This window comes from Rubripirellula tenax (assembly GCF_007860125.1).
GTDB classification, from domain to species: Bacteria; Planctomycetota; Planctomycetia; order Pirellulales; family Pirellulaceae; genus Rubripirellula; species Rubripirellula tenax.
This window is the reverse complement of sequence record NZ_SJPW01000006.1, coordinates 459,161-475,175: the sequence shown is the minus strand read 5'-3', so window position 1 is coordinate 475,175 and position 16,015 is coordinate 459,161. Positions and strand designations below refer to the sequence as shown.

11 protein-coding genes are annotated in these 16,015 nt (G+C 57.7%); 5 read left to right on the top strand and 6 right to left on the bottom strand.

Going from position 1 to position 16,015, the window contains the following annotated elements; translation table 11 throughout:
- Positions 1-5: 5 nt before the first annotated feature.
- The 4 genes from Poly51_RS22625 to Poly51_RS22610 all read right to left on the bottom strand — a co-directional run bounded on the left by Poly51_RS22625 (position 6) and on the right by Poly51_RS22610 (position 4,338).
- On the bottom strand, positions 6-1,496 hold the full coding sequence (locus Poly51_RS22625) for a sulfatase (RefSeq protein WP_146460370.1): 1,491 nt from the start codon (positions 1,494-1,496) through the stop codon (positions 6-8).
- Between the two features lie 165 nt (positions 1,497-1,661).
- A complete protein-coding gene (locus Poly51_RS22620) occupies positions 1,662-2,942 on the bottom strand; it encodes a DUF1559 domain-containing protein (protein WP_146460369.1) in 1,281 nt (426 codons plus the stop codon).
- A 111-nt stretch (positions 2,943-3,053) separates the two neighbouring features.
- Positions 3,054-3,233: a hypothetical protein gene (locus Poly51_RS22615; protein ID WP_146460368.1), complete on the bottom strand. Its 180-nt coding sequence runs from the start codon at positions 3,231-3,233 to the stop codon at positions 3,054-3,056.
- 82 nt (positions 3,234-3,315) lie between these two features.
- Positions 3,316-4,338 (bottom strand): LacI family DNA-binding transcriptional regulator, encoded by a 1,023-nt coding sequence (locus Poly51_RS22610; protein ID WP_146460366.1) that lies wholly within the window; start codon positions 4,336-4,338, stop codon positions 3,316-3,318.
- Positions 4,339-4,810: 472 nt separating this feature from the next.
- On the opposite strand from Poly51_RS22610, the gene Poly51_RS22605 reads away from it, so the two are divergent.
- Positions 4,811-7,981, top strand: a complete 3,171-nt coding sequence (locus Poly51_RS22605; protein WP_246114694.1) for a PSD1 and planctomycete cytochrome C domain-containing protein — start codon at positions 4,811-4,813, stop codon at positions 7,979-7,981.
- A complete protein-coding gene (locus Poly51_RS22600; protein ID WP_222435906.1) occupies positions 7,981-9,444 on the top strand; it encodes a DUF1501 domain-containing protein in 1,464 nt (487 codons plus the stop codon). The genes Poly51_RS22605 and Poly51_RS22600 overlap by 1 nt, the downstream gene beginning before the upstream one ends.
- On the opposite strand, the gene Poly51_RS22595 is transcribed toward Poly51_RS22600, so the two are convergent.
- Both Poly51_RS22595 and Poly51_RS22590 read right to left on the bottom strand, forming a co-directional pair.
- The gene (locus Poly51_RS22595; RefSeq protein WP_186775730.1) at positions 9,411-10,067 is read right to left on the bottom strand and encodes a class I SAM-dependent methyltransferase; all 657 of its coding nucleotides are present in this window, start codon (positions 10,065-10,067) and stop codon (positions 9,411-9,413) included. The two genes, Poly51_RS22600 and Poly51_RS22595, sit on opposite strands and share 34 nt — an antisense overlap.
- Positions 10,064-10,966, bottom strand: a complete 903-nt coding sequence (locus tag Poly51_RS22590) for a hypothetical protein (protein ID WP_146460362.1) — start codon at positions 10,964-10,966, stop codon at positions 10,064-10,066. The genes Poly51_RS22595 and Poly51_RS22590 overlap by 4 nt, the downstream gene beginning before the upstream one ends.
- Before the next feature lie 134 nt (positions 10,967-11,100).
- Here Poly51_RS22590 and Poly51_RS22585 point away from each other — a divergent pair, with 134 nt between their 5' ends.
- From Poly51_RS22585 to Poly51_RS22575, 3 genes are all read left to right on the top strand, one after another.
- On the top strand, positions 11,101-12,183 hold the full coding sequence (locus tag Poly51_RS22585; protein ID WP_246114692.1) for a KpsF/GutQ family sugar-phosphate isomerase: 1,083 nt from the start codon (positions 11,101-11,103) through the stop codon (positions 12,181-12,183).
- Positions 12,184-12,260: 77 nt separating this feature from the next.
- The gene (locus tag Poly51_RS22580; RefSeq protein ID WP_146460361.1) at positions 12,261-12,818 is read left to right on the top strand and encodes a KdsC family phosphatase; all 558 of its coding nucleotides are present in this window, start codon (positions 12,261-12,263) and stop codon (positions 12,816-12,818) included.
- Positions 12,819-12,846: 28 nt separating this feature from the next.
- Positions 12,847-15,969 (top strand): hypothetical protein, encoded by a 3,123-nt coding sequence (locus tag Poly51_RS22575; RefSeq protein WP_146460359.1) that lies wholly within the window; start codon positions 12,847-12,849, stop codon positions 15,967-15,969.
- The last annotated feature ends 46 nt before the right edge of the window (positions 15,970-16,015 follow it).

The following is a 16,015-nucleotide window of genomic DNA, read 5'->3' as shown; positions in this document are numbered from 1 at the left end:
GCGATTTACCTCGGCAGCGACTTGATGGCAGTCGATCCCGTACTCATCGGCGGATTCGTCGGATCGATCTTGTTGTTTTCCCAGTACCAACCGTCGGCTCGTTTTTCGAGGATTCGTTGTCCGCTGCCTTTCGCTAACCCGGCCATGTCGGTGCGCACATGCGTTCGCAAGCGTGTTGCAACGTCGGCAAACTTTTCTGTCGAGATCAGATTCTCGAACTCCGCCGGATCAGATCGGAGATCATACAGTTCTTCGCTGCCGTCGGCGTAGTGAATCAATCGAAAGCGGTCATCACGAATCGCGGTGTTGCCCGGATTGTGGTCCGTGATGGCCGGCCACGCTCGAAAGGTGGAGGTGTCTTTGATCTGCGGCACGATGCTGATTCCCTCAACGCTGGCCGGCGTTTTCAAGCCCGCCAAGTCAGAAAGCGTTGGATAAATGTCAAGCAACTCGACCGGTTGCCCGCAAACGCCGTGGTCGATTCCAGGGCCAGCGAAGATCAACGGGACTCGAGTCGATCGTTCCCACAGCGTCGTTTTTCCTGTCATCTCCTTTTCGCCCAAATGCCAACCGTGGTCACTCCATAGAACGACGATCGTGTTGTCGGCCATCGGCGAGGTTTCCAGTGCAGTGAGCACACGTCCGATTTGGCTGTCGACGAACGAGATGCAGGCCAAGTACGATCGGACCAAGTTCTTATGCTGGTCGTAGTGTTCCAGCCAGCTGACTCGCGGTTCCGGTAGATTCCAGTGCAAGTACCAACTGAACGGCGAACAATCGGCTCGTTCGTTGTCTTTCCGCGGGGGCATGACCAGCGTATCTTCAGGGTACATGTCCCACCACTTTTGCGTCGTGTGACAGGGCACATGCGGCAAAAAGAAACCGCACGCCATGAAGAACGGTGTGCCGTCCTTGGGCATGTCGGCAATGGTTTTCTCAGCCCAGTCCGCAACGATCCAGTCACCCTTTTCTTCTTCGGGATGATCGAACACACCCCAGTCGACCCATGGATTGTTCCCCGCGGGTGTTGGCGGGACCAGTTTCTTGGGTGGCGTGATGCCCGGTCCGCCACCGGGGCCCCAGTGCGTGAACTCCGGTGCAACGCCTTGTGGTGGATTCCTGCCCATGCTGTTGTGGTAAACCTTGCCCGCGGTATACGTCTCGTATCCGGCGTTGAAAAAGTGCTGTGGCAATGAGATCGTTTCTTGGTGCTCAGCCATGCCTCGAAACCACGGCGCCAGACCGTAGATGCCCGTCGTGGAGGGTCGCTGCGAAATCATCATGCTGGTACGCGATGAATTGCAAAGCGGTGATTGACAATGGGCGTTGGTGAACGTAACTCCTCGCTTGGCAAGCGCGGCCATCGCCGGGGTCTTGACTTGTGGGTGCCCGCCCAGGGGCTCGACCCAGTCGTTCAAGTCGTCAACGACAATCATCAAGACGTTCGGACGGCCAACTTCAGCCGCATCGACGCGGCACTGTAAGAACAAGGCCATCGTCAAAGACAGCAGAACCACAGTGGGATGACGTCCTAAGTTCAACATGGATCACGCTCGTGTTGCAGGTTTCGATGATGGATGGGTTGAGTGTAAAAAAGAACCCGCGGTCAGGGACAACCGCGGGCTCCTATGTTTTCAGCAATTCAAGCAATGGGAATCAGACTAGAACTCCTCTTGAATGACTTCCTTCGAAGCGCGGCTGCCCAGCGCTCCCCAAAGTCCGTACGGCGACATCGATCCAGGAGCCGATCCGGCACAGTAAGGTCCGCCGATGGCGGGTGCCTCGGCGACTGGGCTGTGTCGGCTATCGCCGGCTTCGATCGAATCTGTGACGAAACGAACCGCACCGTCGCCCATCAGCACGTGAACGCCACCTTGGTGACGACTCGACGTCGGCACAATGCCGTCGCTGTCGATTCCGGTTCCGCCGAGCACGCATTCCGAGTTGGGCGGCAGAATCGTGTTGATCAGAGTGAAGCAAGGCGACTTGCTCGCCCAGCGGTAACCACGACCGAACACGGCGCCACCGACCGGAGTCGCCGCGCGCCAGAACGAAGGTCGCAGCGGATCGATCCAGTCGCGGGCACCGGCACGAGCGGCAACGGGCAACATGGTGATCGACATGGCGTGACCGCACGCGGTCGCCTGGCCGCCGCCGACTGCTGGCATCGTTCGCTTGTCGCGATCGCCCAGGTCGGTTGCAATTTCCCCAGCGGCAATCGTGTTCGAAAGACCGTCGAGGATGTCACGAAACTTCATGGATTGACGAACCGTGAAGAAGCCGCGGGCTCCCGTTCGATGATTGATCGAGCGGTTCTGATGCGAACCCAGCTGGTTGCTCAAAGGCCCGTGAGTCAGGGTCGGGAAGTTCGAATCGCCGAACGAAGCTGCATAATTCGTGCGGCCCCAACCCGGCAGACCTGTTCCAGGATCGCTTGGGCAACGAAACGCCTGCAATTCCGTTCGCCAAGGAACGTAGTTTTCCGTCAAATCCGGCGATCCCGGTACGGTGTAACCGGGAACCGGCCCCATCGCCGGCCAAGGCAGCGGCGCCGTCGCGGCCGGCGGCGAAACACCTTGCAGGTCCGTGTTCATCGGATTGCTGATTTGCTCCCACAAGGCCTGTTGCTCGATAAAAGGCAACAGCCCGACCAAAAAACTGAGTTCGCTTTGGCTGGTTCGAACAGTGTCGTCAAACCAGTTCGCGGTGTTTGGATCGAATCCGGTACCGGTGCCGTGGATCGGCAACTGCTTGTACGCCGAATGGTAATTGTGAATTGCCAATCCGATTTGCTTGAAGTTGTTACTGCAACTCATACGACGGGCTGCTTCGCGAGCGGCTTGCACCGCCGGCAACAGGAGCCCAACAAGGACGCCGATGATGGCAATCACCACCAACAGTTCCACCAGCGTGAAGCCGGCTCTACTCTTTCGCCAATACATTTGACACACCTAAAAGGGAGGATAACAGCACGGCGACGCCGCCGATCAAAAACCACTTACTATTTCTTGCCGCCAATGAACTTCTTGACGCCAAGCGCATCCGTAAGAACGCTACTTGCCCATTTCTTCTTCCATCGCCTTCTTGCGAGCTTCTTGCTCCTCCGGCGAAAAGTCGTTCATGCTGGCAGGCCCCGGTTCACCGGCAGCCGGCACCGAAGCGGAATCCGAGTCGCCACATCCGGCGACAAGGGCAAACGTAAGGCAGGCCAGTGCTAGAAATTGCTTTTTCATCTTTGAATCTTCAAATCAACGAATGGGGAACACGTTCAGTTTCTTGTCTTGTCCGGTGCCGATCACCGCTGGCGAATCGCTCTCATCGATGCATCGCGACCGATTCGCGATTCTGCAATTTGCCAAAGAAGGGCTTGATCGGAGGGACGTTGCCCTCGATCAATTTCAAGATGGATTCAGCGGCCGCCGAACCCATCTCGTGCGACGGTTGGCGAATCGTTGTCAGCGGCGGAGCCATCAAGGCGGCTTCCAATTGATCGTCGACGCCGATGATGGACACCTCGTCCGGAACTCGGATGTTGCGTCGATACAATGCCAACCGAACACCGAAAGCACACAAATCGTTCGCTGCAAACACCGCTGTAAAATTTTTGCCCCGCATCAACCACGACTCGATCGCCAAGATCCCGCTTTGGCCGTAGAAGTTGCCTTGGTAAACAAGGTCGGGGTCAACTTCTAAGCCCGCATCCGACATCGCTTGGCAAAAACCCTGGTAGCGAAAAATTGCGTCTTCGTGCGTCTCGATTCCCTTGACGTGTCCGATCTTGCGGTGACCCGCGTCGATCAAATGATTCGTCGCTAGGTAACCGATGTCGAAATTGTCAACGAACAGACACTGGCCACCCCAGTCCTCAAGTCTGCTGTCTTCCAGTTTGCGGGCAACAACAACCGTTGGAACTCGTTTGCGCAGCCCCTCAAGGTCTTCGACCGGCAAATCACCGCCGACCAAAATCAAGCCGTCCACCTGGCGTCCCAGCAGCGTGCCGATGCTTTGGTGTTCGGTTTCCTTCTTGAACAATCCGTCCACGAAGATCGGCGAGTACCCGGTTCCTTCGAGCCCCTTGATGATTCCGCGAACGATCGCGTCATATGCTGGCGTCCCAAGGTTTTGGGTCAAAATGCCGATCGTCATCGATCGTCCGCCCGCCAAAGCCCGCGCCATCGAGCTTGGTTGGAAGTCCAACTGCCCCATTGCTTCCAGAACAGCTAAACGGCGCGACTCGGTCACCGCCGCACTATTATTCAATACACGAGACACGGTCGCCTTCGACACGTTGGCGTGCCGAGCGATATCGTCGATCGTTACTCGATTGCCTTGAACCATAAACGATTAACCAAATGTCGTGGAAAGCTCGTTGCCATGCTTAAGCGTTGCCCAAGCGAATCGTCCGTCGGTGTCCCGGCACTAACCTAGAAAGCGGTTTCATGCCAAGTCTTGCAGCCGATCACCGGCGAGCATAACGGAACGCTATCACGCCTTTAAAGGGTAATAAATCTCCCGTGGCCATGCTCAGCTGAATATATGCGGTTTCGATTCGCCGTCAACGCAAATTCTTGAAAACGGTTTCAGGAATTCGGTAATTCGCTCACCTTCGAAAGGTACGGTAGCCAACCCGGCGGCGCAGCCTTATACACAATCTGGTCAGAAAACAACGAGAATGGCCGGGTTATGCTGTAGAGCGACCCTTTCTTCGCCAGTGATGATCTTCGGTTGATTCGACGTTTCAAAGGTTGTGTATTCTTTTATGGTCTTGCTTCAAAATCGCTGTCGAGGACGAAATTTTTGCCGTCACCGCGTGGAGTTTCGCTTTGCGGCCACATTTTTCTCCACAACGTTGATGGTCGTCGTCGCGTCTTTTGCCCATGCCGATGACTCGGTCGACTTCAATCGCGACGTACGCGGAATCCTGTCGGACAAGTGCTTCCTTTGTCACGGACCCGACGAATCGACTCGCGAAGCCGGACTTCGATTGGACGTGCGTGAAAGTGCGATCGACAGCGGCGCGATCGCCCCCGGCAACGCCGAAGCGTCTGAGATTCTTGCTCGCGTGAACAGCGACGACCCGGACGCCGTGATGCCACCGCCCACGACGGGCAAGGACATTACCGACCGCGAGCGGGAAGTTCTGGCACGATGGATCAAAGCAGGTGCCGACTACGACGCTCACTGGGCGTTCGTTGCGCCGCAAACGCCCGAATCACCGAAGTTCACATTGCCCGAAGACCGCCGATGGATCCGCAACGGCATCGATCGCTTTGTGCTCGCAAAATTGAAGTCGATGAAGTTGTCGCCTTCCCCGCCCGCTGATCCGTCGACACTGGCTCGGCGGATCGCCTTGGACTTGACGGGACTGCCGCCGACGCCTGGGCAACTTGACGATATCTCGCGATCAAGTGAAGCGCGATCCGCAGATCATGCGCGGTGGATGCAAGCTTGGATCGACATGCACATCGATAGCGATCGCTTCGGCGAGCGATGGGCGCGATGGTGGCTTGATGCGGCGCGCTACGCCGATTCGGCAGGTTACGAAAAAGACATGCAACGGCAAGTCTTCTTCTATCGCGACTGGGTGATCGATGCGATGTCGCGAGACATGCCGTACGACGAATTCGTCATCAAACAAATTGCGGGCGACCTGTTGCCGGGTGCCGGTCAAGACGAGCGGGTCGCGACGGGTTTTCTTCGCAATTCGATGACCAACGAAGAAGGCGGCGCCGACCCCGAGCAATTTCGCGTCGAAGGAATGTTCGACCGCGTCGACGCGATCGGCAAAGCGATCCTGGGCATCACCACCCAGTGCGCCCAATGCCACACACACAAGTACGACCCGATCAGTCATCACGAATACTATCAGATGTTTGCGGCGTTAAACGATTTCCACGAAGCCAGCATCACGGTCTACACAGCCGAACAAGCGCTGCGACGGGACGAAGTGCGAGCAATCGTTGCCGGTCACGAAGACGTGCTTCGCGCATTGGTTCCGGACTGGAAAGAGCGAACCGGGCGGTGGGCCGATGACCATCAGTCAAGCCTTCCGACCTGGTCGACGGTGACGCCCACTGACGTTCCCTACGAGGGCCAAAAATTCGAGATCCTCGACGACGGTTCGATATTGAGCGAAAGCTACGCGCCGACGAAAGCTGAAAATCCATTCTCGAGTACCTTGCACGTCGGAACGATCACGGCGGTTCGCATGGATGCGTTGACGCACCCCCAACTTCCTCGGGGCGGCCCCGGTCGAAGCATCGATGGCACGGGCGCATTGACGGAATTCAAGCTGAAAATCACGCCCTCGGGGCCCGGTGCAAAGCCGATCGAGGTGAAGTTCGTCCGCGCCATGGCGGATGTTGAACCGCTACGCCGCGACCTGAAACCCCAGTATCGTGACCGCGATCCCGACAAAGATGACCGCGTCGTCGGCCCGATCGAATACGCGTTCGACGACGACCTTAAAACCGCTTGGACAACTGACATTGGTCCCGGTCGAAGCAATCAATCGCGTCATGCGATCTTTGTGCCTGCCGAACCCGTCATCGTCAACGGCGAAGCAACGCTGACCTTCACCATGGTCCAGAAGCATGGCGGCTGGAACAGCGATGACAATCAGAACTTTTTGATCGGACGCTATCGATTCAGCATCACGGACGCCAAAGACCTGCCCGAAATCGCCGTCGCGTCCGCCGTCGAAACAATTCTGGGCAAGCCGCGTCAAGATTGGACGGCCAGCGATTGGGACGCCGTCTTCACCCAGTGGCGGCGTTTACCCGAGAATCTAGCCGGCCCCAACACAGCGTTTGCGAAGACGGAATCTTCCGTCGAAGCGGCCTGGACGAAATACCCGGAAACCGCGACTCAATTGGTCGTTCAGTCGTTAGCAAAGCCGCGTGAAACATTCGTGCTGGCGCGAGGCGACTTTCTGAATCAGACAGATCGTGTACAGGCCGATGCACCGGAGTTCCTGAACCCGATGCGGAAGGCCGACGCGCCGGATCGATTGCGGTTTGCGAGATGGTTGGTGTCCAACGATTCGCCGACGACCGCGCGGGTGGTCGTCAATCGTATTTGGCAAGCCTATTTCGGACGCGGTTTGGTGACGACGCCAGAGGACTTTGGTTTTCAGTCTTCGCAGCCGTCGCATCCTGAACTGCTCGACTTTTTAGCAACCGAATTGATGGACAACGACTGGAGCTTGAAACACATTCACCGGCTGATCGTGGATTCCGCCACCTATCGCCAGCAATCATCGGCGCCAGCCGATGCATGGCAGCAGGACCCTGTGAATCAGTGGCTCGGTCGTGGGCCTCGGTTTCGCATGGACGCCGAAATGGTTCGCGATTCGACCCTGTCGGCAAGCGGGTTGCTGGTTGAACAGGTCGGCGGCCCGAGCGTCTATCCGCCGGCACCCGATTTTCTTTTTGTGCCGCCCACAAGCTATGGTCCGAAGATCTGGGATACACATACGGACGGCAATCAATATCGGCGCAGCCTTTACGTTCACCAGTATCGCAGCGTTCCGTTTCCACCGCTTCAAGTTTTTGACGCTCCCAAGGGCGACGCCGCATGTGTCCGCCGCGGACGCAGCAATACTCCGCTGCAAGCTTTGGTGCTATTGAACGAGCCGCAATTTGTCGAAGCGGCGCGAGGGTTGGCGACGCGAGTGTTGCGTGAATTGCCTGCCAACGAAACAAAAGACTCGAAGAGTATGGACGCCGACCGGATCACGCTGATCTTTCGGTACTGTACGGGCCGTTCGCCCGATGCGGACGAGGCAGCGGTGGTTGCTCGATTGTTAGAGAGCCAACGCCAGGTCTTTGCCGACGAGTCCGACGCCGCATTGAGCCAATGGATCGGCGTCCGGGTCGAGCGTTGTCGGCAATTGATTGGCACGGATGGGCCGGAGCTAGCGGCGTGGATGGTAGTGGCGCGAACGATTTTGAACCTTGACGAAACGATCACGAAATCATGATGTCTTCGAAAACTGATCCGGTGAGCTCGAGCAAGGTTGACGCCCAGGTTCGATCGATCCAGCGCCGGTGGTTCCTGCAGCAATGTGGCATCGGCTTGGGGTCGGTCGCTTTGACAAGCCTGATGGCTGATTCCAAAGTCGCCCACGGCGAGACGAGCGCGACAGGCTTTGCCGCGAATCCACTTGCGCCGAAAGAGCCTCATTTTCCGGCGAAAATCAAGAATGTCATTGTCCTGTTCATGGGCGGTGGGCCGAGCCAGTTCGAGCTTTTCGACAACAAGCCGACCCTGGCGCGGTTGGACGGAACGTTGCCGCCGGCGGACTTGCTGGGTGGTTATCGTGCCGCTTTCATCAACCCGAATTCGAAACTGCTTGGCGCAAAATACAAGTTTGCCAAGCACGGCCAGTGCGGCGCCGAACTCAGCGAGCTGTTGCCCCATACGGCTTCGGTCGTCGACGACCTTTGCATCATTCGATCGATGAAGACCGACGCGTTCAACCATGCGCCGGCGCAGTTGCTGATGAGTACCGGGTCACAGCAATTTGGCCGACCCAGCATGGGTTCCTGGCTGACGTACGGTTTGGGCAGCGAGTCGCAGGACCTGCCCGCGTTTGTCGTTTTCAATAGCGGCAAGAAAGGTCCCAGTGCAGGGGCCGGAAATTGGAACTCGGGGTTTCTGCCGTCGACTCACTCGGGTGTCGAATTTCGCAGCAGCGGCGATCCCGTTTTGTACCTATCCAACCCACCCGGAATGAACGACGCGACGCAGCGGCGTTCGCTCGACGCCATCAATGAATTGAATCGCCACCGGTTGGATATCGTTGGTGATCCCGAGATCGCGACGCGAATCAATTCGTACGAAATGGCGTTTCGGATGCAATCGAGTGCACCCGAGGCGATGTCGATCCATGACGAACCGGAACACATACTGAAGCTGTATGGGGCCGAGCCCGGGAAGATGTCGTTTGCGAATAACTGCTTACTCGCGCGTCGGTTGGTCCAACGAGGCGTTCGGTTTGTTCAACTTTTTCACGAGTCGTGGGACCAGCACGGCGGCTTGACGTCGGATATCAAGAAAAATTGCCAAGATACCGATCAGGGATGCGCGGCGCTGATCAAAGACTTGAAGCAGCAGGGCTTGCTTGACGAAACGCTGGTCATTTGGGGCGGTGAATTCGGTCGCACGCCGATGGTTCAAGGCGGCAATGACGGCCGGGATCACCATCCGAATTCGTTCTCGATGTGGATGGCGGGCGGCGGATTGAAGTCCGGCACGGTTTATGGGGCGACCGATGAACTGGGTTTCAACGTTGCGGAAAACCCGGTCCACGTCCACGATTTACACGCGACGATTCTGCATCTGTTGGGCTTCGACCACAGACAATTGACGCATCGATTCCAAGGTCGCGACTACCGTCTGACCGACGTTCACGGTGAACTGGTCAAGGGCATCTTGGCATAGATGCGTGACGTCATCATCCCGCAGAACCTCGTCTGCCGCTTTACCATGCGAATCGGAAGTCGACCCAGAATGGGATTCAGATCGACGAGGCTACGATTGGGCAATCCCGTTTGCCATCGAAAAAACGCGTGCATCATCCAGAGGATCGGATCGGCGACCACCCGCTGCAACTTGCTGGCCGGACGCGTGAACTCGACCACGTACCAGCACCCGCCGTCTCGGACGCCGGCCAGCCATTTCGTCAAATTTGTTTCGAGCTGCGATTCGGTAAAGCAGTCCAAGAAGTATGCCGTGACCAGCAAGTCAAATCGGCCCGGCTCAGGACTGAAATCGATCGCGTCGCATTGGATCCATTCAGCGCGATCCTCGCCGCCGATCGCTTTGACCCGCCGCCGTTGTAACTCGAGCATCTTGGGGCTCTGGTCGACGCTGACGATCGTTGCATCGGGATGCTCAAGACAAAGTCGCTGCAACAACCTTCCGTCGCCGTCGCCCAGGACCAGAACGCGACTTACCGCAGGCAAGTCGGAAAGAATCGCCACGCGAGATCGATTCAGATGCGGACCGAACGCGGCCCACTCCATGACCCGATAGAAGCGAGCGATCCGGTCATAGCCGTTCACGCCAACCATCCGATCAATATCGGAGCGATCAACGTCGCGTCGGCCAATCCGTGTCGAACGTTGAATCGGTTGTTAGCCAACGTCGCATCGGTCGTCGAGGCTTCGATGCAAGATGCGTGAGCAAGCGCCGCCAGCATCACACTGCTGATCACGATCGAGCATGCGATCAAGCGTGGCAGCGCGTTGACCGCAGCACCGGCGATCGCGATCGTCGCTACGGCGGCCATAACGGTTGGCAAGTAGCGGACTGCTGCCACTTGCTTTGTCGCAATGGACGAAAACTGCTGTTCACGATCGGCTTCCCGATCAAAATGCGCAACGATGATGCAGTTGGCGGAAAAAAGGACTGCACAGAGCATCGTCGCAAACAACAGCGAGACAGACGGCGCATGATCCCAGGCCAGCAGGCCCACGCCGATGGCAAAGAGGATGCCGACCTGGAACTCTTTTGCAAGCCAAATCTTTGTCTTCGGGCGGAAATGAACACCCGCGCCATAGACCAGAACCGCAGCCGCCATACCAAGCCCCCAACGAATCAACGAATCGGGCAACCAAGTGATGATGGCGACCGCGTCACAGACCGTCAGGAAACTCCACAACGCGACCAATGCACTTCGATGGCGAAGGTGGACAAGATGGCGAAAGGTGTGCATCCGATCGATGTCTAAGCTTCGCGCGTCGAGAAGATGATCAGCCGTGTAGATCAGCCACAGCGTCGTGCCCAGAGTGACCGATTCAGGGATCGTCGGCCAGGAACCACGAAAACTGCATGCGAACAGCGTCTGCCAAAGAACCCCGACAACGACCGCATCGATCGAAAGGGCGTTCATCCATCGCACAACAGAGATTGCTGGGCCGGTCGCTGCGGCAATCGACTCGCGCGGCGATTTATCGCTCATCACAAAACACCGTAAGTCACCCAGGCTGCCGAATTTAAGAATTGGTTTAGCGTTGCCCGCGGCTATGGATTTTTACTATCATCCGGCTCATCGTCTCCTATTTTCGCCCGCAGGTGTACCAAGGAAGGTCTCCCGTGTCAGCTCCCTCGCGCATTCCGAACTCGCATCCGACCGGTCCAACGGTAGCGCCTGCTTCGATGCTCGAGCGATTGAGGTGGATTCGGCAGGTCGTTTCGGCCGAAGGTAACGCGATCCTTTCGGCGGCATCCATCTTGTCACCGGAAGCCGTCCGCGCAGCGGAGATGACGGCGAATTGCGACGGGTGCGTTTTGGTGACGGGCGTCGGCAAGGCGGGATTGGTGGGGCAAAAGCTGGTCGCAACCTTGGCCAGCACTGGGACACCGGCCCACTTCCTGCATCCTTCCGAAGCCATCCACGGCGACCTGGGCCGCGTCCGCGAACGCGATGTTGTTTGGGCGCTCAGCAATTCAGGTCGAAGCGAGGAAGTGGTTCGGATCGCGCCGCATTTAGCCGAAAACAGCGCTGGACTGATCGCCATCACCGCCTCCGACGACAATCCGCTTGCCACCGCGGCAGACTGTGTCGTTTCGATCGGACGCTATGACGAAGCATGTCCCAACGGACTGGCGCCGACATCCAGCACCGCCGTCATGATGGCGGTCGGCGATGCGATCGCGATGCTCGCCAGCGTACTTCGCAAATTCACAGCACAGGATTTCGCGCGTTTCCATCCCGGCGGATCGCTTGGTCGGAAGTTGGCGACGGTGGATCAAATCATGCGACCGATCGCGTCGTGCCGCGTTGCCATGCAGAACGCGACCATTCGCGAATCGATGATTGCAAAACCGACGGCCGATGGAGTCGTAACGGGTCGGCGCACGGGCGCGATCATGTTGGTCGACGACGACGGGCGACTGGCTGGCATTTTTACCGATAGCGACTTGGCTCGGTTGTTGGAGCGACGCGACGAAGTGGCGCTCGACCAAGCAATTGCGACACGGATGACGACTCGGCCGGCAACGGTGGCGATGGGATCGATGTTACGAGAAGCGACCGCGATCATGTCGCATCGAAGAATCAGCGAACTTCCCGTCATCGATGAACAATCGCGTCCGGTCGGTTTGATCGACATCACCGACATCGTGTCGCTTACCGACGATGACGGGGACTCGGCAAAAGTATTGAAGTTCCCATAAGCAACGTTCACTTTAGATAGTTGCTTACAAAACACGCTTGGTCACCACGATTCGATCTGGTCAACGAAACGACAACGATGACGCCGCAAACTTCCGACGCCCAATCCGATTCGCAGTACGCCGATTCGCAGTACGCCGATTCGATTCGCTTCCTCTTGTCGGATGTCGATGGAGTGATGACGGACGGCAGAATCATTTACGGTAGCGATGGTACGGAAACTAAGCGGTTTCATGTTCGCGATGGTTTGGCGATCAAAGCGTGGATGCAATCGGGTTTTCATTTCGGAATTTTGACGGCGCGGGACAGTCCGATGGTGACTCGTCGGGCAGCGGAATTGGGCATCGAAGCGGTCATGCAGGGCCGACGCGACAAATGGCCCGCCGCGATGGAGATGTTCCAATCACTCGGCTGTACCCCTGACCAAGTGTGCTATATCGGCGACGATCTTCCCGACTTGGCGGTCATGCGTCACGTGGGCTTGTCGGTCGCACCGGCCGATGCGGCGCAAGACGTACGCGAGTCGGCCGATTGGGTGTTGAACACCCGTGGCGGCGATGGTGCCATTCGCGAACTGATCGAACGGTTGCTTCGCGCCGGCAAACGATGGGAGGAGTACGTGCGACGTTCGGGTTAAACCCCGACGATCTTCGCACCGGTTCACCATGCTTGATCGGTTGACGCACTACTTTTCCGCACTCATCTTTTTGGTCGCTTCGGCGGTCATCTATTCCAATGCGCTGACACCATGGATGTCACCACCGGATGTCGAGTTGATCGCGTTAAAAAAGTCGCCGGTTCACCGGACCGATGATTCGCTTGACGATCTGTTTCCCGAAGGCGCTTGGCAGCGAAGTTCTTGTAAGCGTCTGCAAACGGCCCAAGGCGTACTGCTGTTCCAGAACTGGGAACAGACCGACGATTCTCATTGGAAACTTTGGCCCATCACCGTCGTCATCGGACGAGGGCTGACCAACGAAACGGCCGACGCCCCAATCGTCATCGATGCGGTCGAGGGTGCTGAGCTGAAGTTCACCGAGTCGCTGGACATGATGAGCGGCGGCGCACCGCCGATCGATTGGGGCCGGATGGTCGGTGGCGTTCATATTTATCGCAACGGTCGACCGGGCGGCGACGGTCGCCACTCGATGGATCTACGTACGGCCGACGTTGGAATGGACACGCGGAAGATCTGGACAACCAAAACGATCGAAATGTCGGTTGGCGAAGCGAAAATGGTCGGTCGCGACTTGACCATCCATTTGGCAGCGGCGGGAGGCAACGGGTCCGCGCCGTCCACGGTGTTGGACCGAATGGAATTGATCTACTTGGATCAGTTGATGATGCCGATCGGCGGTCGAGGACTGTTTGGCGAAGGCCCGTCCGACGGCGAACCGCATGGCGATGCGGCGGGCCGGGAAGCGATGATTTCCGTCGCGTGCGGCGGCCGTGTCGAGTACGACTTCGCGATCGATCAACTGCTGCTGCGCGATTCCGTTTCGCTTGTCTATCAGACCGACGGAGCTCTCGCCGATCGATTCGATTGCCAACAACTGGAACTGACGCTCAACGATCCCACGAACGATGCGATCGAGCGACGATCGGCATTGGATTGGCTGGTGCGAATCGTTGCGACCGGCACACCGGCAATTGCCAAGCTGCCTTCGATCGAAACGGAAATTGCCGCCGACACGATTGATCTGAACGCCGTCAGCGGGCTCCTCAACGCGACGGGAAGTCGTGGCATTCGCGTTCGACGCGGACCCCTGACGGCGAGTTTGGCGAGATTGATTTACCAGTTTGATCCCGCAAATCCTGCGGCCTTCGGGATTCTGGACGCTGACGGTGCTGGCATCGTGACCGTCAAAGACCCCGACGTTCCGGTTCGCGAAGCACGCTGGCGAGACGGATTGCACGTCCGCCCCAAGGGAATTCCGACCGCCAAGAAGATGGACGTGGATGTCGAAGTGCGGATCGATGGCGAAGTTCGTGCTTGGCTAGTCGATGGTGGCGAGTTCGAAGCCGACTCGGTGTTCGGATTGTTTGTGCCTGAACCCGTGAACGAATCTGTTGCCGACGGAAGCGTGATCGGTACCACGAACGAATCGGGGAACGACGACGCAAAAACAACGCTTGCACCGGAGTGGTTTAACATCAAGGGTAATGTGCGGATCGTGTCGGCAGCGATCATTGCGGAAACTCAAGAGATGTGGCTGAACTTTGTCAACGAAGCAGGGCCATCGAACCGGCAAGGCGGTGGACCGACCAGCGGCGGTGGGAAATCGAATGCTGCGTCGCCTTTAAGGCAATGGGTTTCACAGCCCAACGCGGACTCGGGCATGGTGGACCCGGTAGCTCGGGCGCGACCCGTCGTGCGAGGCGATTCGATCAACGCACAGCTTCGTCGTAACTCAGCCGGCCTAAGTGCGAAGCGGTTGAGTGTCGTCGGGCATGTAGAAGTCGAACACCAAATCGAAACGGGCGGACAGTCATTGGCGGCACGCCTGACCGGCGAAAGCCTTGAATTGAAGGACGGCGGCGGAGAAGACGTTTTACAGTTAAGCAGCAGCGCCGCGTCGCCGGCGCGATTTGAAATCGGCGACGGTTTCTTTGTCGGTCCACAGATCCAAATTCGGCCCAGCGACAACATGGTTTGGATCAATGCGGCGGGTGAGTTCCAGATTCCGACCGCGGCCCTGCCCACCGGATTGGCGCCATCGGGGAACGATTCGTCGACTCGCAACGGTGCGTCCGGGTTTGTTTGGACCAAGCCGCCTCATTGTCGTTGGCAGGGTGAAATGCTGTTTGACGGGCGCAAAGCCGTGCTGACCGATGGCGTCGATATCGAAGCGTCGCTTATCAGTGACCGCGAGCCGTGGGAATTGAAGGTGAGCGGTGATCGCTTGGAAGTCGATCTGCAGGAAAGCGTTCAAATGCGAGACATGGCATCGATGAAGAATGCCGTGATCCAGAAAATAACGATCCTTCAAGCAAACGACCGCCCCGTCATCGTGCAAGCAATGCACTACGGTTCTGATGGAGTCCGCGAGACCAAGCACTTGGTGTATGCCAACCAGTTAACGATGTCGCCAGGTGACGGCGGTCAATTGATCGGCGAAGGCCCCGGTTGGTACCGCGGCTGGTCCGTGGGTGGCACGGCGAACCCGATGGCGAAACCCACAACGGGGAAGCCGCAAGGCGCGTTGGTATCCAACGCATCGATGGTCGACGGTGCTCGCGACGAATTGACGGGGATTCACTTGACCTTCAACGATTCGATGCGAGTCGACTTAACGACTCGGAATCTGGATTTCTTGCGAGGCGTTCGGGTCGGTGTTCAGTCGGTCAGCGGATGGGATCAAGCATTCGATGCTGCCAAGATGGACGCTATTTCTGTGGGACAATCGACACTCGATTGCGATCGACTTCGGTTCTCGGTCGAGCCTGGACGAAACGCCAGCGGCGGCGCGTTTGCTTCGTCAGGAATGTCGGCGAGCCAAACGGCTTGGGAAATGGAAGCCACGACGGGAGTCATCTTTCGAACACGCAACGAAGACGGATTGCTGGAAGGCACCGCAAGCCGCGCCGCCTACTCGGCATCGAAGGACGTGTTCACGGTCGACGGCGTTCCCAACCGTCCCGTCGTTTTCCGTCAAACGCGTGCCGATGGTCAACCGGGAATCGAAGGTGCGGTGCGCACATTGACCGTGCATCCCAAAACGATGGAAGTGCAAGGCAGCGGGTTCGAGCGACTTAGCAACGCGATGCCACCCAGCGGCAATCGTTAGTTTCGCCGGACCTGCAACTTTTGATCGAATCAGTCTCGATTCGTAT